The organism is Nocardioides lijunqiniae, from assembly GCF_015024225.1.
Lineage (GTDB): Bacteria > Actinomycetota > Actinomycetes > Propionibacteriales > Nocardioidaceae > Nocardioides > Nocardioides lijunqiniae.
Map to the genome: position 1 here is coordinate 21,627 of NZ_JACJGM010000018.1, position 15,798 is coordinate 37,424.

General features: G+C 73.4%; 15 protein-coding genes and 1 other RNA gene. 8 read left to right on the forward strand and 8 right to left on the reverse strand.

Going from position 1 to position 15,798, the window contains the following annotated elements; genetic code table 11:
- Window positions 1–9: 9 nt before the first annotated feature.
- Complete coding sequence (locus tag IRQ30_RS12065) at window positions 10–453, reverse strand: tetratricopeptide repeat protein (RefSeq protein ID WP_193613095.1); 444 nt, start codon at window positions 451–453, stop codon at window positions 10–12.
- Window positions 454–661: 208 nt separating this feature from the next.
- Here IRQ30_RS12065 and rnpB point away from each other — a divergent pair.
- Together rnpB and IRQ30_RS12075 are read left to right on the forward strand one after the other, a co-directional pair.
- Window positions 662–1,032: RNase P RNA component class A (gene rnpB, locus IRQ30_RS12070), an RNA gene on the forward strand.
- A gap of 49 nt (window positions 1,033–1,081) precedes the next feature.
- A complete protein-coding gene (locus IRQ30_RS12075) occupies window positions 1,082–1,990 on the forward strand; it encodes an NAD(P)H-binding protein (RefSeq protein WP_193613096.1) in 909 nt (302 codons plus the stop codon).
- On the opposite strand, the gene IRQ30_RS12080 is transcribed toward IRQ30_RS12075, so the two are convergent.
- The 5 genes from IRQ30_RS12080 to IRQ30_RS12100 all read right to left on the reverse strand — a co-directional run bounded on the left by IRQ30_RS12080 (window position 1,944) and on the right by IRQ30_RS12100 (window position 9,673).
- Window positions 1,944–3,107: a hypothetical protein gene (locus tag IRQ30_RS12080; protein ID WP_193613097.1), complete on the reverse strand. Its 1,164-nt coding sequence runs from the start codon at window positions 3,105–3,107 to the stop codon at window positions 1,944–1,946. The genes IRQ30_RS12075 and IRQ30_RS12080 overlap by 47 nt on opposite strands.
- Before the next feature lies 1 nt (window position 3,108).
- A complete protein-coding gene (locus tag IRQ30_RS12085) occupies window positions 3,109–3,639 on the reverse strand; it encodes a SigE family RNA polymerase sigma factor (RefSeq protein WP_193609862.1) in 531 nt (176 codons plus the stop codon).
- 147 nt (window positions 3,640–3,786) lie between these two features.
- Entirely contained in the window at window positions 3,787–6,639 is a 2,853-nt protein-coding gene (locus tag IRQ30_RS23795; RefSeq protein WP_193613098.1) for an Ig-like domain repeat protein, read from the reverse strand.
- Between the two features lie 212 nt (window positions 6,640–6,851).
- Window positions 6,852–8,138, reverse strand: a complete 1,287-nt coding sequence (locus IRQ30_RS12095) for a fibronectin type III domain-containing protein (protein ID WP_193613099.1) — start codon at window positions 8,136–8,138, stop codon at window positions 6,852–6,854.
- Entirely contained in the window at window positions 8,135–9,673 is a 1,539-nt protein-coding gene (locus IRQ30_RS12100) for a dicarboxylate/amino acid:cation symporter (RefSeq protein WP_193613100.1), read from the reverse strand. The genes IRQ30_RS12095 and IRQ30_RS12100 overlap by 4 nt, the downstream gene beginning before the upstream one ends.
- Window positions 9,674–9,802: 129 nt before the next feature.
- Here IRQ30_RS12100 and IRQ30_RS12105 point away from each other — a divergent pair, with 129 nt between their 5' ends.
- The 5 genes from IRQ30_RS12105 to IRQ30_RS12125 are packed head-to-tail and all read left to right on the forward strand — an operon-like array spanning window position 9,803 to window position 12,528.
- Window positions 9,803–10,387: a sugar O-acetyltransferase gene (locus IRQ30_RS12105; RefSeq protein WP_276529950.1), complete on the forward strand. Its 585-nt coding sequence runs from the start codon at window positions 9,803–9,805 to the stop codon at window positions 10,385–10,387.
- Between the two features lie 15 nt (window positions 10,388–10,402).
- Complete coding sequence (locus IRQ30_RS12110; RefSeq protein ID WP_227467498.1) at window positions 10,403–10,678, forward strand: YciI family protein; 276 nt, start codon at window positions 10,403–10,405, stop codon at window positions 10,676–10,678.
- Window positions 10,679–10,685: 7 nt separating this feature from the next.
- Entirely contained in the window at window positions 10,686–11,828 is a 1,143-nt protein-coding gene (locus IRQ30_RS12115) for a DUF6596 domain-containing protein (protein WP_193613101.1), read from the forward strand.
- A gap of 49 nt (window positions 11,829–11,877) precedes the next feature.
- Complete coding sequence (locus IRQ30_RS12120; RefSeq protein ID WP_193613102.1) at window positions 11,878–12,033, forward strand: hypothetical protein; 156 nt, start codon at window positions 11,878–11,880, stop codon at window positions 12,031–12,033.
- A 48-nt stretch (window positions 12,034–12,081) separates the two neighbouring features.
- Window positions 12,082–12,528, forward strand: coding sequence for an NUDIX domain-containing protein (locus IRQ30_RS12125; RefSeq protein WP_193613103.1), 447 nt, complete (start codon window positions 12,082–12,084; stop codon window positions 12,526–12,528).
- Window positions 12,529–12,535: 7 nt separating this feature from the next.
- On the opposite strand, the gene IRQ30_RS12130 is transcribed toward IRQ30_RS12125, so the two are convergent.
- Complete coding sequence (locus tag IRQ30_RS12130; RefSeq protein WP_193613104.1) at window positions 12,536–13,999, reverse strand: RNB domain-containing ribonuclease; 1,464 nt, start codon at window positions 13,997–13,999, stop codon at window positions 12,536–12,538.
- A gap of 38 nt (window positions 14,000–14,037) precedes the next feature.
- On the opposite strand from IRQ30_RS12130, the gene yaaA reads away from it, so the two are divergent.
- On the forward strand, window positions 14,038–14,817 hold the full coding sequence (gene yaaA / locus IRQ30_RS12135) for a peroxide stress protein YaaA (protein ID WP_193613105.1): 780 nt from the start codon (window positions 14,038–14,040) through the stop codon (window positions 14,815–14,817).
- Here the strand turns inward: yaaA and IRQ30_RS12140 are convergent.
- Window positions 14,814–15,698, reverse strand: coding sequence for a MarR family transcriptional regulator (locus tag IRQ30_RS12140; protein WP_193613106.1), 885 nt, complete (start codon window positions 15,696–15,698; stop codon window positions 14,814–14,816). The genes yaaA and IRQ30_RS12140 overlap by 4 nt on opposite strands.
- Window positions 15,699–15,798 lie beyond the last annotated feature (100 nt).

Below are 15,798 nucleotides of genomic sequence, written 5' to 3' on the forward strand. Positions count from 1 at the left end.
CGCGACGACTCAGGCCAGCTCGTCCCACCGCTTCTCGCCGCGCTCGGCGAGCAGCCGCTCGACGCGCAGGACGGCGAGCTCGTGCTCGGGGTCCCCGCTCATCACTGCGGCCAGGCGCAGGTGCGGCAGCGCCTCGGCCAGCCGCGACTGACGCTCGAGGCTGCGGCCCAGGGCGTGGCGGGCCCAGACGTCGTCGGGGTAGTCCTCGACGACCGCGGTCAGCTCCGCCTCCGCCTTCCGCAGCTGGGCGCGCATCAGGTAGGCCCAGGCGCGCAACAGCCGCAGCCCGGTGTTGCTCGGCTCGGCATCGAGCGCCGGCTCGAGCACGGCCATCGCCTCCCGCGGGGCACGGCGCGACAGCAGGTCGTAGGCCGTGCCGTAGGCGGACTCGGGTGCGTGTCGCTGCCCCGGGAACACCACCGGAGGAGCCTGGAGGATGCGGTCGTCGTTCATGCCTGCTCAACAGTCCGACCGGGCCCGGCATTCCTCGGGCGCGGGCGGCCCGACAGGGTGCCGTTTCCCCAAGGTATGCAGCCCGAGCGTCACTTCCCTCGCGCTGCAGACCGAGGGAAGTGTCGCTTCGCCGACATACCTTGGTGAAACGGCCGCGTCCGCCGACGCGACGCCCACCACCGCGTTGCCCTACAGTGCGGGATGCGAACGGGCTGGCCGGGCGACCGCGTGGAGGAGACTCCCCGAGGAAGGTCCGGGCTCCGCAGAGCGAGGTGGTGGGTAACACCCACCCGGGGCAACCCGCGGGAAAGTGCCACAGAGAACAGACCGCCGGTCCTCTCCTCCGGGAGGGAGTCGGTAAGGGTGAAACGGTGGAGCAAGAGACCACCAGCGACCCGGGCGACCGGGCCGGCTCGGCAAACCCCACCTGGAGCAAGATCAGACAGTGCACGTCCGAGGGCTGCTCGCCCGAGTGCACGGGTAGATCGCTGGAGGCTGTCGGCAACGGCAGCCGTAGATGGATGGTCGCCCCTCGGTCTCGACCGAGGACAGAACCCGGCCTACAGGCCAGCCCGTTCGCCCCGGCTCACGCCAGCGGAACTTTTGGCCGGGTCGACACACTGGACTGATGACTTCATCCACCCGACCCGGAGCAACCGTCACGACGCGCGTCCTGGTGACCGGCGTCCGCGGCAAGACCGGCGTGCCGCTGGCGGAGCTGCTCGCCGCGCGGCCTGACGTCGAGGTGCTCGGCGGCAGCAGCACGCCGTCCACGGTGACCGCGGACGGCGTACTCCCCACCGCGTTCTCCTGGGACGAGCCCGACGCGTGGCCGAGCGCGCTCGACGGGGTCGACGCGGTGTACGTCGTGCGGCCCGACCGCGTCGACGCCCCGGGGCTCATCGCGGACCTGCTCGCCATGACCGCGCCCGCGACCCGCGTCGTCCTGCTGTCGGAGAGGGCGGCCGAGGACGTGCCCGAGGGGACGGACGGATGGGCCGTGCGGGCCGAGCGCGCGGTCCGCGACAGCGGCCGGGCGTGGACGATCCTGCGGCCGGGCTGGTTCATGCAGGTCCTCACCGACCCGCGCTTCTTCCTCGACGAGATCGCCGCCGGGGAGCTGCGCTACTCCAGCGGTGGTGCGTCGCTGGCCTGGATCGACGCCCGTGACATCGCGGCGGTGGCCGAGCGGGCCCTGCTCGGCGACAACCGAGACGGGGAGGTGCTCGAGCTGACAGGACCCGAGGCCCTGACCCTCGAGACCACCGCGAGGCTCATCGCCGAGGCCGGCGGCCGGCCAGTCACCCACGTCGAGATCCCGATCGACGAGGCGCTGACCGGCACGGAGGGGTTCGAGCGCGAGCTCACCCGCGTGACGTTCGAGCGGGTCCACGCCGGCACCTTCGCGGTGGTCACCGAGACCGTCGAGCGCGTGACCGGCCGACCGGCTCGCACGCTCCAGGGCTTCCTCGACGACCACCGGCAGGTCCTCAGCCCTGGGACGGGTCGTCCAGCAGCACGCAGTCCCCGATCCTGATGTTGCAGCGGGCCGCCTGACCCCCGTCGTCCCGACCTGCGGGCATCACCCACGCGATCAGGTTGTCGTCGTCCTCCCAGTGCCAGCTGGAGTTGCCGAAGGCTCCGCCCTGCGGCGCCCGGAGGACGACCTCGTCGCCACCCTCGGTCGGCTGCGCCTGCAGCGTCCCCGTGCCCGTGACGTCGCCGACGGTGGTCCCAGCAGCCGAGCGCACCAGCCAGGTGCCTCCGGTGCTGACCTCCACGGAGTCGAACGTCGGCAGCTGCGTCACCTCGTCGATCCGGCCCTCCCCGGAGACGGTGGCGAGGTACGGCGCGGTCGTCGCGGAGTCGGTGGGACCGTCGGACTCGTCGACCACGACCAGACCGGCCGTCGTCGCCTGCAGGACCCGCTGGCCCGGGGCCGTGTCGGCGAGGTCCACGACGCTCCGCTGGTCCTCGAACTGCGCGCGCCACATCAGGCGGGTGCGCCAACCGGTGACGAACACGTCGCCCTCGTTGGTGACGGCCGGGACCGTCAGACCGACACCCTCCTCGGACGTCGGCAGGTCCTCGATCGGCGCGTCCCCGAAGCCCTCGCCGGCAGGCTGGGTGTCGGCGCCGGTAAGCACCGCCTGGCCGCTGCTGACGTCGATCCAGGCGACGTAGCGGCCGTCGGGCGAGAGGGCCGGCGACTGCTGCACCTCGCCCTCGAGCCGGCGCGGCTCCCCGCCCGGTCTGCCCCACCACCAGGAGCCGTCCGACTGCGCCGCGAGCCAGACCTCACCGCCGGTCTGCAGCGCCCACCACTCCCCCGGCACCTGCTCGCCGCCGGAGTAGAGGCGTCCGTCGACGACGTACGGGACGGTCGGCGCCGCGGTCGAGACGGACGTCGGGTCGGTGACGGTCGGGCTCGGAGAGGGGGCGGGCTGCGGCTTGTCGTCGCCACCGCGTCCGGCGACCGCGGCCACCAGCCCGACGACCAGGGCCACCACGGCGGCGGCCAGCAGCGGCTTGGCGTAGCGGGTGACGCGCGGCGTCGGCTCCTCCGTGGGCAGCGCCGGCATCGGGGGCACCTGCACGGCGCCGGCCACGTCGTGCAGCTCGCGGGTCAGCATGTCTTCGATCTGCGTGGTCATGTCAGACCTCCTCTCCCTCGTGTGCCTCGGGGCCGACGGCGGCTCGCAGCGCCTGGAGCGCGCGGTGCGCCGTGGACTTCACGTTGCCGGTGGAGCAGTCCAGCGCGTCGGCGATCTCGCGCTCGCTGAGCTGCTCGTAGTAGCGCAGGACGATCACCGCCCGCTGCCGCGGCGGCAGGGAGGCGACGTGCGGCCAGAGCACCATCCGGTCCTCGGGTCCTGGCTGCTGCATCGCCGCGCGCGGCTCGGGTGGCGCGTCCGTGAGCAGCTCCAGCCGCCGGCCCTGGGGGCGGCGCTGGGAGATGTAGAGGTTGGTCAGCATCCGTCGCAGGTAGGCGCGCGGCTCGTCGGCGCGGCTCACCTTGGACCAGGACCGGTAGGCCTGCAGCAGGGTCTGCTGCGCCAGGTCCTCGGCGTCCGCGTGGTTGCCGCTGAGCAGGTACGCGCAGCGGTAGAGCCACGGCCAGGCCGACGCCGCGTACTCGTCGTACGCCGGCGCGGCTGGTGCTTGCTTGGTGGTCGAGAAGGCCATCGGGGCACCCCTTTCGTACTCCACCTGACGACACCTCCCGGCGGAAGGTTGCGTGCGACACGCAAGTTCCTGGGCCGGGTACGCCGACGGGCCGGCCTCCCGAGGAGACCGGCCCGTGGCGCGGGGTCCGCGGTCGCGGACCGCCGACTACTTCTTGACGCTCACCCGCACGGCGGCCGACCTCACCGCGGTCCAGGTGCCGTCGCCGGCGTAGGACACGACCGCCTTCCAGGCGCCCTTCGTGAGCCGCGGCAGCGACACCTGGGCGACGCCCCTGACCAGGGTGGCCCTGACCACCTTGGTGACCTTGCCCTTGGTGAGGGTCACGGTCACCTGGCCGCCCGCCTTGGCCAGGCCGGCCGCGGTCGGGACGGCGACCGTCGCCTTGCCCTTCCTGGCCGCAGACACCTTGCCCTTCGGCTTGAACGACGGGCGGCCGGGCGCGGCCTTGCTGACCGTGAACGACACCTGCGACTGCGAGGCGTTCAGGTTCGCCGTGCCCGCGTAGGCGATCTTGGCGGAGTACTTCGCCACCGCCAGCGTCCGCGGCAGCGTGAAGGTGGCGCTGCCGCCGGACAGCTCCCTGGTCTGCGCCGGGCCGACGCCGGACAGCGTCACCGGACCGGTCACCGCCGCGCCGCCGGGGCTCGTCAGGCTGACCTTGAGAGCGCCGCCCCTGCCGTAGACGACCGAGCCGGACGCGGCCTTGACGATGGTCAGCGCCTTGCCGACGACCAGGTCCTTCGCGGCCGACGTCGAGGACGCGTACGTCTCGTCGCCGGCGTACGTCGCGCTCAGGCTGTAGGTCCCGGCCGGCACCGTGGCCGGCACCGCGAACGTGGCGGTGCCGGACTGCACCGGCGCCACCACCGCTCCGCCGGGCAGGCCGGTGAGCGTGGCGGTGCCCGTGGCGCCCGAGGTGACCGTGGCCGTGACCTGGCCCGCGGTGCCGTACCTCAGCGGTGCGGGGTCGGCCAGCGTGGTGGTCGAGGAGCTCGCCACGACCGTGAGCGGCTGCGTGACCTCGGAGTCCTTCACCAGGCCGCCGTCGGCGGCCTCGTAGACCGCGCGCAGCTCGTGCTCACCGGTCGTGAGCGCCGGGATCGACCCGGTGAGCGACACCGTCCGGTCCTCGGCGACGTCGCCCTGGGTGACCAGGGTCTCGTCGACGTACAGCTTCACGGCGCCGCCCAGCGGCACGTCACCGACCAGCGGCGCCGCAGTGGCGCTCGCGGTGCGGTCGGAGTAGAAGCCGTCGAAGATCGACTCGACCGTGACCTCGGCGTCGACCTCGGCCTGCTGGCCCACCGGCACCGAGACCGGGAGGCCCGTGGCGGTCACCGAGCTGTCGTAGCCGCCGGCGACGCCGGCGATCACGTCGCGCACGTCGCGGATGGCCTCCTTGGCGAAGTTGCGCTGGTTGCGCAGGGCGTTCTGACCGGCCGCCGCGGTGACGTTGTTGTTGCCCCGCAGCCGGTCGGGAGCGGTCGCGTCGAAGGGCTCGTCCTTGCCGAGGGTGTACCACCACTCGGTCATGTACTCGACGTTGCCGGCGTACTCGGGAGCCGGCGTGGTGCCGGCCTCGGGGTTGGTCCAGTCGGCACGGATCGCCTGGTCCAGGACGGGGGCGGGCTGCCCGGCGTCCTGCGCGTCCTTGTCGTAGGACAGGAGGTGACCCACCTGGATCTTGCGGGCCAGCTTCTCCCCCGTCGCCGGGTTGGCGGGGTCGGGGACGACACCGTCGTCGTAGTAGCGCACCGGGCTCACGGACTGGGTGCCCGTCTCGGCGGTGGTGGTGCGGTACTGCGTGCGGGCGTTGGAGAGCCTCTCCAGGATGCGGCCGTAGAGGTAGGAGGGCCGGGTCTTCTGCGAGGTGCCGGCCACGGTGCGGAAGGCGTTGTCGCGGATGTGCTTGTCGAGGCTGCCGCCGTTGCCGGTGGAGTCGAGCGAGAAGTCGAAGTTGTAGACCTTCTTGATGCCGAAGTCCCGGGCGTACTGGGCCGTCTGCTTGATGACGGCCGCGGTGTTGTGGCACCACGTGCCACCGAAGAGGAGGACGAAGTCGCCGTCGCTGTCGAGGATGTGGAGGAGCTCGGGGTAGGTGATGCTCTCGATCCGGAAGTCCTCCTCGTCACCGTCGGTCAGGTCGTCGGCGGCGTTGAAGATGTCACCTCCGAAGCGCGCCCGGTTGGCCGCCTCGGTCGCCGGGTCTGCGTTCTTGACGTAGCGCTCGAAGTGCCGGCGGTTGTGCTCGGCGCTGAGGAAGTCCCACTGGGTGTCGACGTCCAGCTCGGCGGAGCCGAGCACCCGCGCGACGTCCTGGCGGTACGTCGTGACGGCCGCGGGTGTGCCCAGGTCCGCAGGCGGCGTCGTCAGACCGTCGACGATGCGGGCGCTGTCGCCGCCGGCGGCGTCGTAGACGAAGAGGTAGGGGTAGCCGTCGGCGACCCGCTGGTCCGGCCTGGTGACGTCGGTGGCGAGCCGGAACGGCGTCTCGGCGTCCTTGCCGAGGTAGTCGGTCACCAGGCGCTGGCCCAGGTCGAGGAACTGGTCCTTGCCCGCGTTGTCGGCGCTGGCGAGGTCGAAGCCGGTCAGGTCGAAGACGCTGAGCGCCTCGCCGTCCAGGTTGGGGTCGAAGTTGTAGATCTTCTCGATGCCCTGGGCCTTGGCCACGGCGTCGATGTGGCCGATCGTCTGCTGCAGGTAGTCGTCCTCGGGACCGCCGACGACGAACGCCCAGCGACCGGTGTTCTTCCTCAGGAGGTACTCGAAGCGCTCAAAGGTGACGGTCTCGAAGACGTGGTCCGCCCCGAGGGCGGGGTAGGCGTCGTCGAACCAGTCCACCGTGGCGCCGTGGGTGGGCTCGGGGGCGATGGTGGTCGGCGCGGCGGGTGCGGCGGCCTGCGCGGGGGTGGAGACCCCCAGCAGACCGGACGCGACCAGCGCGAGCGCGAGACCGGTGGCGGCGCCGGTGCGCCGTACGAGGGTGCGCGGGTTCATGTGGTGACTGCACTTTCTGCTGCCATGATGGGCAGGCCTGAGGTGTCGTGTTGCGATGTGTCGGGCGGCTGGGCTGCCGGATCTCCTGCCAGGGGTCGGCGGCCCAGCGTCGTCGTGCGGGCGTCGTCGTGCCCGCTCAGGGGAGGTCGCGGGCCTCACCCCGCTCCCGGCGACCGAGGGTCACCCGGGCCGAGCGCCCGGGGACCGATGCCTCAGGACGCACCCGGCACCGCGGGGTGGCCAACGGCGGGAAGGGACACGCGGCGGCGGCCGCGCAGGGTCCGCCAGAGCAGGGACAGCACCCCGGCTCCGGCCAGGGCGCCCAGGATGACCAGGCCCGCCTGGTCGGGCACGGGTGCGGAGTCGCCGCCGGTCGTCGCGACGTCGGCGGCCTGCTCCTCGGGTGCGGCGGCGGCACCCGTGCCGACCGTCACCGGCGAGGAGGAGACCTCCTGGCCCCCGAAGAGCACGACGACCGAGTGCTCGCCGGCCGGGACGGTGGTCGGGATGACCACCTGCGAGGTGAAGCCACCCTTGTCGTCCGTGGCGACGGTGCCGAGGAGCACGGGGTCGGAGTGCAGCTCGACGGCGAACCCCTCGATGCGCGGAGCGAAGCCGGCGCCGGTGACCGTGACGGTCGCGCCGGGGGCCACGTCGCCGGTGACGGTGACCTCGCCCTTCACGGTGCTCGGGTCGGCACCGACGATGACCGGCTCCGACGGCAGCGAGCCGAGGGACTCGCCCGCGGCGTTCTTGGCCCAGACGGCGGCGCGGTAGCTGCCGGGCTTGAGCTTGGGGAAGTCGTGGCTGAACGTCGTCGCGTCGACCTCGATCGCGGCCTTGCCCGTGAAGCGGATCAGGTAGTTCGTCACCTGCTCGAGCTCGGCGTTGGGCGTCGCCGCCCAGGAGACGGTGACGGTGCGCCCCTGCACGGTCAGGGTCGGAGCGGCCGGCGCGGTCGGCGCACCCGCGACCGCGACGGGAGCGGCGGTCCCGGCGCCGGGGACGCCGGTCGTCGCGCCCGGGACGCCGGTCGTCGTGCCGGGGACGACGCCCGTGCCCGTGCCCGTGCCCGTCCCGGTGCCGCCGCCCGAGGCGCCCCCGGAGCCACCGGAACCGCCGGAGCCGCCCGACCCACCGGAGCCACCGGACCCTCCCGACCCACCGGGCGCCGGGGTCGGCGTCGGGGTGGGGGTCGGGGTGGGCGTCGGGGTGTGCTCGTCCGCGTAGCTGTAGGAGCCCGCCGGGTAGGACGTCGAGCCGTTGCGGTTGGGGTAGATCGGGCGCTGGTTCTCGTCGAGCTCGCAGTTCTCGATCCACAGGCACGTCACGTCGTCGAGGCACGGGAACTCGTCGGCGCCGTCGACCCAGCCGTCCGCGGCCGCGCGAGCGGCCGGCTCGGACGCCTGGACGGGCGCGGTCGAGCCCAGGCCACCGGCCAGGAGCGCTGCCGCGAGGGCTGCGAGGGAGAGGATCCGTCGGGATCGTCGGGGGGTCATACGGTCACTCCTTGAGGGCGGGCTTCGACCACGTCGGCGTCAGCGGGATGGGATGTTCGTGCAGGCTCTGGCGACGCCGCTCGGGCAGGCGCGGCGTCGCGGGAGGGCAGCGCGCAGGCGCCCACAGGGACCGCGTAGACCTCCTCGACGGGGTCGCGCCGGGCCGTGGCCGGGGCCGCGTGGGCGCCGCCCGGGACCGACGCGTCGGGCGGGCTGTCGGGCCCGTGGTCGGTGTCGAAGACCGCGTCGTCCAGCCGTCCCTCCCCACGAGCCACGAGCGTGGCCGCGACCGCGGCCGACGTGACGTTGTCGAGGGTGCGGGCCATGTCGGCGAGCATGCTGACAGGCAGCGTGATCGCGACCAGCTCGAGCGGCAGGCCGGCCGCGGTCAGGACCGTGGTCGCGGTGATGGTCGCGGTGCCGGGGACGCCGGCGGTGCCGACGGAGACGATGACGCCCAGCAGCACCAGGACCACGTAGTCCTGGATGCCCCACTGGAGGTTGAGCGCGTTGACGCCGTAGACGGCGATCAGGACCGGCCACACCCCGGCGCAGCCGGGCATGCCGATCGTGGTGCCGAGCGGGGCGGTGAAGCCCGCGATGTCGGCCGGCACCCCCACGCGCTCGCGCAGCACCCGGGTCGTCACGGGCAGCGTGCCGGCGCTGCTCTGCGTGGTGAACGCCGTGACCTGGGCCGGCACGATCTTGCGGAAGAAGCGCAGCGGGTTGACGTCCGCGAAGACCCGCAGCAGGACACCGTTGACCACGAAGGCGTGCAGGAAGCAGGCGACGTAGGCGAGGGCGAGCACGCCGAGCAGCGAGACCATCTGCGACCACTGGCCGGCCGCGCGGGAGACCGCCACGGCGGTCAGCGAGAGCACGGCGTACGGCGTCAGGGCGATCACGAACCCCACGGCGCGGTAGATGATCTCGCGCGCCGCCTCGACGATCCCCTTGAACGGCGCGACGGTCTCGGGACGGCGATCCGCGATCAGTGAGTAGGCGACCGCCACCATCAGGCTGAAGACGATGATCGGGATGACGTTCGTCTCGGCGATGTCGGTGACGATGTTGGTGGGGAAGAAGTCGATGAACACCTCGGTGAACGGCTTCTTGATGTTCTCCAGCGCCGAGACGTCCCGGTCGCCGACGGCGATGTCGGCGCCCTTGCCCAGCCCGAGCTGGAGAGCGAGGCCCAAGGTCAGCAGCACGGCGATGGCGTTCAGCGTCATCAGCCAGAACACCGACCGGGCGCCGATCGTCTTCAGCTGGGCGGTCGTGCCCAGCGAGGTGATGCTGGACAGGATCGACACGATGATGAGCGGCGCGACGATCGCCAGCAGCAGGTTCAGGTAGACCTTGCCCACCGGCTCGACGTAGTCGACGTGGCCCTCGAAGACCACCCCGACGCCGGCGCCGACGACGAGCGCGCCGATCGTGAGGACGCTGAAGTTCACCTGGCGGCGCCCGAGGACGTAGAGGCCGGCGAACAGCCCCAGGGTGATGAGCAGGGCGAGCGTCGGATAGCTGAGCATCAAGCCAGAGGCCTCTCGTGTGGGTGGCCCCCGATGGCCATGTCTACTATTTCAGTAGTATTACACACTTTTGTCGACAGGTTGGCACAACCCCCGTGGATGCTGAGGAAAGTCGGTAGCGTGCCGGTCATGGCTGACTCCCCCATCGATCCGACCGACCAGCGCTCGATGCGCGAGCGCATGGTCGCCGGCGACCTCTACCTCGCCGACGACCCCGAGCTGGACGAGGAGAGCCACGTCGCCCAGGACCTGATGGAGGCCTACAACGCCACCCGGTCGCGCCAGAGGCCCCTGCGCCGCGCCCTGCTCGAGCAGCTGCTCGGATCGATCGGCGAGGACACCGCGATCCGCCCGCCCCTCCGCGTCGACTTCGGCAGCCACATCAGCATCGGCGCCCGCTGCTTCGCCAACTACGGCCTCGTGGCGCTGGACGTCGCCACGATCACGATCGGCGACGACGTTCAGATCGGGCCGAACGTCCAGCTGCTCACACCGACCCACCCCCTGGAGCCGGGACCCCGGCGTGACAAGTGGGAGGCCGCCGAGCCGATCACGATCGGGGACAACGTCTGGCTCGGCGGCGGCGTCATCGTGTGCCCCGGCGTCAGCATCGGCGCCAACACCGTCGTGGGCGCGGGCTCCGTGGTCACCAAGGATCTCCCCGCCGACGTCGTCGCCGTCGGCAACCCCGCGCGGGTCATCAAGCACCTCTGACCCGATCCGTCGCGGATGTCGAGAACGCCGCTCGTCGACGGTCAGGCCCTGTCCCCCGAGGGGACGTGGGTGCGGTACGACGGCGAGGGTCGCCCGCCGCTCACCGACGGGCCCTTCGCCGAGACCAAGGACCTCATCGCCGGCTGGATGGTCATCGACGTCGACACGCACGAGCGTGCGCTCGAGCTGGCCGGGGACCTGTCGGCCGCCCCCGGGGCGGGCGGGAAGCCGATCCACGAGTGGCTCGAGCTGCGGCCCTTCCTGACGCAGCCGCCCACCATCTCGGACTGACACCCGGGTGGACGCGCTGCTGCTCCGAAGCCTGACGCCGAGCGTGCTCGGGGTTCTCGTCCGCCGCGGAGCCGACTTCGCGGCGGCCGAGGACGCCGTGCAGGACGCCCTGGTCGAGGCGGTCCGCGTGTGGCCCGACGACCCGCCGCGGGACCCCCAGGGCTGGCTGGTCACCACGGCCTGGAGGCGGTTCCTCGACGGGACCCGGGCCGACGCCGCCCGCCGACGCCGGGAGGACGTCGTCGACGGGCAGCCGGCGCCGCCCGGTCCCGCGACGGGGGTGGACGACACGCTCCAGCTCTACTTCCTGTGCGCCTACCCGTCCCTGAGCTCGTCGTCCGCGGTGGCGCTCACCTTGCGCGCCGTCGGCGGGCTGACGACGCGCCAGATCGCCCGGGCGTACCTGGTGCCCGAGGCGACGATGGCGCAGCGCATCAGTCGGGCGAAGCGCACGGTGGCGGGGGTCCGGCTGAACCAGCCCGGTGACGTCGCGACCGTGCTGCGGGTCCTCTACCTGGTCTTCAACGAGGGCTACTCCGGGGACGTCGACCTCGCGGCCGAGGCCATCCGGCTCGCGCGGCAGGTCGCCGCGGCCGTGGACCATCCCGAGGTGGACGGGCTGCTGGCCCTCATGCTGCTCCACCACGCCCGGCGCCCCGCGCGGACCGCCCCCGACGGCGGCCTCGTGCCGCTGGCCGACCAGGACCGTGCTCGTTGGGACACCGCCTCGATCGCCGAGGGAGTCCGGATCCTGCAGCACGCCCTCTCCCGAGACCGGCTGGGCGAGTTCCAGGCGCAGGCAGCCATCGCGGCCCTGCACGCCGACGCCCGCTCGACCGAGGAGACCGACTGGGTGCAGGTCGTCGAGTGGTACGACGAGCTGGTGCGCCTGACCGGCAACCCGGTCGCGCGGCTCAACCGGGCCGTCGCCGTCGGGGAGGCCGACGGGCCGCGGGCCGGACTCGCGGCGCTCGCCGAGCTGGACGGCTCGCTCCCCCGCCACACCGCGGTGGCCGCGTACCTCCACGAGAAGGACGGGGACCTGACGACCGCGGCGCGCCTCTACGCCGAGGCCGCCCACCAGGCTCACGACCTCGCCGAGCGCGACCACCTGACCCGGCAGGCGGCGCGACTCAACGCGCGGCGGTGACCGGGGGGATGCGCGGCATGGTGGCCCGGCGGGCGGGGTACGGGGCGTCATGACCACGAACCCCACCGAGCCCCTGCCCGACCCCGACGTGGTCCCGAGCCCGGGCCCCAGCAGTCCCGGCGACCCCGCCGTCCCGCCCGACCCGGGCCCCGGCGAGACGCCGCCGGACCCGACGCTGCCCGACACCGAGCCCGTGCTTCCCTGACCGCACGAGGACGACGCCCGCCTTTCGCCCGCGCCTAGGCTGGGACTCATGACCTGGGCGACGTGCGACCGCGGGCACGCCCACTGGGGCAGACGCGGGGCCGCCGGCCTGCTCCTGGCCGAGGGCGGCCGGGTGCTGCTCCAGCTGCGCGCCCGCTGGGCGCACCAGGGCGGGACCTGGTCGATCCCCGGCGGCGCCCGCGAGCGGGGCGAGAGCTGGGTCGAGGCCGCCCTGCGCGAGGCCGGCGAGGAGCTGGGCGTCGCGGCACACGAGGTCGAGGTGCGAGGCTCCTCGACGGCCAGCTGCGGCGGCTGGACCTACGAGACGGTGCTCGCCGTGCCCACCGGGCGCCTGGAGCTCGCCGACCTCTCGGAGAGCGACGGCCACGCCTGGGTGCCGGCGTCGGAGGTCGAGGACCTGCCCCTGCACCCGAGCTTCCGCACGGCGTGGTCGGCGCCGGACTCCGCCCTGGCGGAGTTCGTGGCCGCGTCCTAGCCGGCCCCTAGGGGCGGACGAGGCTCAGCTCGACCTTGCGGGTGTCGACGTCGGCCTTCTCCAGCCGCACGCGTACGTCGGTCCCGAGCGGGAGGTCCTCGCCCACGACCCGGGCCTCCACGCCGAGCTCGGCCAGCATGACCACCCCGTGGTCGGGCCGCTTCTCGTCGACGCTGACCACCACGCCGTCGAACTCCTCGCCGACCCGGGCGGCCAGCAGGCCGGCCTCCACGAGGTCGAGCACGGCGCGCTCGTAGCCCTTGGCGCGCTGGCTCGACTGCTGCATCGTCTTGGGCAGCCCGGGCAGCGCGGCCAGCACCCAGTCGGGCACGGGCTCCCCGGCGCACAGCGCCACGCACACCTCGCCGGTGTAGCGGTCGGCCAGGCGCCGCAGCGGCGCGGTGACGTGGGCGTACTCCGAGGCCAGCGCGGAGTGCAGCGGCTCGGCGGGGACCTCGCCGTCGAAGGCGACGTAGCCACTGCCGCGCAGCAGCCGCGCGCTCGCGACGACCATGGCCGCGTGGGTGGGCCTGGTCGGGTCCAGCGAGCGGATGAAGTCGGGGTAGAGGATCTCGGCCGGCCACTCGATGCCGAGCGCGCGGGCCGTGCGGTGCAGCCGCTGCACGTCGCGGGGGTCGGGCGCGGGCAGGGTGCGGAGCAGCCCGACGCGGCCGTAGACCATGAGCGTCGCGGCGCCGAAGCCGGTGAGCAGGGAGATCTGCGAGTTCCAGAGCTCCACGGGCAGCAGGCTGCGGAACTCCAGGCTCCAGTGTCCGCCCTGGATGTCGATCTCCTGCTCGGGCAGCGGGAGGGAGACACCGCCGCGGGCCGCGTCGCGGGCCAGTCGCAGCTCGCCGATCTCCTGCAGCAGCCCGAGCACCTCGCCGGCCGTGCCGTCGTCGACGGCGGCCTGGGCGGCCTCGTAGGACAGCTTGGCCGTGGAGCGCACCCGCGCGCGCTCGACCCGGACGTCGGTGCCCTCGCCGGTGTCGTCGACCCGGATCGTCCAGAGCAGGGCGGGTCGCACCTCGCCGGCGACGAGCGAGCCGGCGTCCTCGGAGATGACCTTGGGGTGCAGCGGCACCTTGGAGTCGGCGCCGTAGAGGGTCTCCCCGCGCCGGTGCGACTCCAGGTCGATCGGGTCGCCCGGGCTCACGAAGGCCGCCACGTCGGCGATGGCGTAGTGGACGACGTAGCCGTCGCCGTCACGCTCGATGTGTAGGGCCTGGTCGAGGTCCATCGCCCCCTCGGGGTCGATGGTGACGAACGGGATGTCGGTGCGGTCCAGGTCGGGCAGGCGTGGCGCCGCCGCCGCGGCGGCGGCTGCGGCCTCGACCTCCGGCGGGAACTCCGGGCTCACGTCGAGCTCGGCGCGGATCCGCTCGATGCCCTCCCGCAGCGTGGCCACGACGGCGCCGTCCTCGGCGGTCTCGTCGGCGACCTTGATGTGGACGACCCGGTTGCTCGGCATGTGCTCGACCCTAGATCACCGCCCCCTAGGGTTGCCGGGTGCTCATCCTGCTGCCGCCCAGCGAGGGCAAGGTCGCCCCGCGCCGGGGCAAGCCCCTCGACCTCACGACCCTGGGCAGCCCCGAGCTGACGGCCGCCCGCGAGCGGGTGCTGGACGCCCTCGTGGAGCTCTGCGAGGGCGACCCCGACGTCGCCGCGACGACGCTCGGGGTGCCCAAGACCCAGCTCGATCTCGTCCGGCTCAACGCCGACGCACGCCGCACGCCGACGGCGCGCGGCGACCAGGTCTACCGCGGCGTGGTCTACGAGGCACTGGACTTCGCGACCCTGTCCACGGCCGGGAAGCGGCGCGCCACCGGTCGCGTGGCGGTGACCAGCAGCCTGTTCGGCCTGGTCCGGCCCTCCGACCGGATCCCGGCCTACCGGCTGTCCGGCGACGCGTCGCTGCCCGGGCTGGGCGGGGTCGCCGCCCACTGGCGCGCCCACCTAGGCGCCGCCGTCACCGCCGCCCTGGGCACCGGGCTGCTGGTCGACCTCCGGTCGGGGACCTACGCCGCCTTCTGGCGCCCCGCGCCCGAGCTGGCCCGGCGCGTGGCGACGGTGAGGGTGCTGCACGAGGTCGACGGCCGCCGCCAGGTCGTCAGCCACTTCAACAAGGCGACCAAGGGGCGCATCGTGCGGGCCCTCCTCGAGGACGGACGCGACCCGCGTACGCCGGCGCGCCTGGCCGAGGTGCTCCGCGACCTCGGATGGGTCGTCGAGGTCGGCGAGCCCACACCCCAGGGCACCCAGCTGGACGTGGTGGTCGCGCAGCTCTAGGAGCCGCTCGGGGAGCCGCTCGGGGACCCGCCGGTCACGACCCGGACCAGGAGCCGGCGCAACCGGTCGCGCTGCCCGGCCGAGAGCCGTCCGAGGACCCGGTCGGCGGCCGCGTCGGCGCGGCCGTGGACGGTCGGCAGCAGCTCCTCCCCCAGCGGCAGCAGGTGCAGCAGCTGCGTGCGTCGGTCGGTCGTCGAGCGGCGCCGCTCGAGGGCGCCCCGTCGCTCCAGCTGGTCGACGATCTCGACCACGCTCGGGCCGCTGATGCCCAGGTGCCTCGCGAGCTCGGCCTGCGCGACCGGCCCGGTGCGGCGCAGCACGAGGAACGTGCCGAGGTGGCGCGGCTCGACGTCGAGCTCGCCCAGGTCCGCCGCGACCTCCGCGTGCAGCCGAGCGTGCAGACGGGTGACCAGGAAGGCGGTGCTGGCCAGGAGCGGCGTCGGCGTCTCCTCGGCCAGGTCCTGCCCGACCTGCGCGACCAGCAGCGAGTGCAGCTCGACGCGCTCGGCGTCGGTGAGGCCGGCGACCAGCGAGTCCTCGACCACGGCGACGTGGCGCGCCCAGCTGGTCATCGCGGTCGCGCCGGCCGGAGTGCGGGTCAGGGCGTAGGCCCGGCGGTCGTCGGCGTTGCGCACCCGCTCGACGAGCCCGTCCGCGACCAGCTGCCCCGCGACCCGGGTCAGGGTGGTGCGGCTGGTCGCGACGGCGTCGGCCAGCCACTGCTGCGAGCGCGGCGGCTCGTCGGCGAGGGCGACCAGCACGGCGTACGCGTGGATGTCGACGCCGGGTGGCAGCGTGTCCGCCAGGGCCGACGTCACCCGCGCGGCGGCTCGCCAGACCACGTGGCCGGGCGAGTCGGCGAGCGCGGGGAGCAGGGCCACCGTGATCCCTCTCTCACTGAATCATTAGGTACTTGACGGACAGCAGGACTCGGATACCGTTCCTAGGGTAATCGTGAGGCACGTGATGAAATCGAGAGGT

What these genes read in the sequence shown, in the direction of transcription:
- IRQ30_RS12130 (WP_193613104.1), bottom strand. Translation starts at nt 13,999, where the DNA reads ATGCCGAGCAACCGGGTCGTCCACATCAAGGTCGCCGACGAGACCGCC.
- IRQ30_RS12075 (WP_193613096.1), top strand. Translation starts at nt 1,082, where the DNA reads ATGACTTCATCCACCCGACCCGGAGCAACCGTCACGACGCGCGTCCTG.
- IRQ30_RS23795 (WP_193613098.1), bottom strand. Translation starts at nt 6,639, where the DNA reads ATGAACCCGCGCACCCTCGTACGGCGCACCGGCGCCGCCACCGGTCTC.
- IRQ30_RS12080 (WP_193613097.1), bottom strand. Translation starts at nt 3,107, where the DNA reads ATGACCACGCAGATCGAAGACATGCTGACCCGCGAGCTGCACGACGTG.
- IRQ30_RS12120 (WP_193613102.1), top strand. Translation starts at nt 11,878, where the DNA reads ATGACCACGAACCCCACCGAGCCCCTGCCCGACCCCGACGTGGTCCCG.
- IRQ30_RS12125 (WP_193613103.1), top strand. Translation starts at nt 12,082, where the DNA reads ATGACCTGGGCGACGTGCGACCGCGGGCACGCCCACTGGGGCAGACGC.
- IRQ30_RS12110 (WP_227467498.1), top strand. Translation starts at nt 10,403, where the DNA reads ATGTCGAGAACGCCGCTCGTCGACGGTCAGGCCCTGTCCCCCGAGGGG.
- IRQ30_RS12065 (WP_193613095.1), bottom strand. Translation starts at nt 453, where the DNA reads ATGAACGACGACCGCATCCTCCAGGCTCCTCCGGTGGTGTTCCCGGGG.
- IRQ30_RS12105 (WP_276529950.1), top strand. Translation starts at nt 9,803, where the DNA reads ATGGCTGACTCCCCCATCGATCCGACCGACCAGCGCTCGATGCGCGAG.
- IRQ30_RS12100 (WP_193613100.1), bottom strand. Translation starts at nt 9,673, where the DNA reads ATGCTCAGCTATCCGACGCTCGCCCTGCTCATCACCCTGGGGCTGTTC.
- IRQ30_RS12085 (WP_193609862.1), bottom strand. Translation starts at nt 3,639, where the DNA reads ATGGCCTTCTCGACCACCAAGCAAGCACCAGCCGCGCCGGCGTACGAC.
- IRQ30_RS12095 (WP_193613099.1), bottom strand. Translation starts at nt 8,138, where the DNA reads ATGACCCCCCGACGATCCCGACGGATCCTCTCCCTCGCAGCCCTCGCG.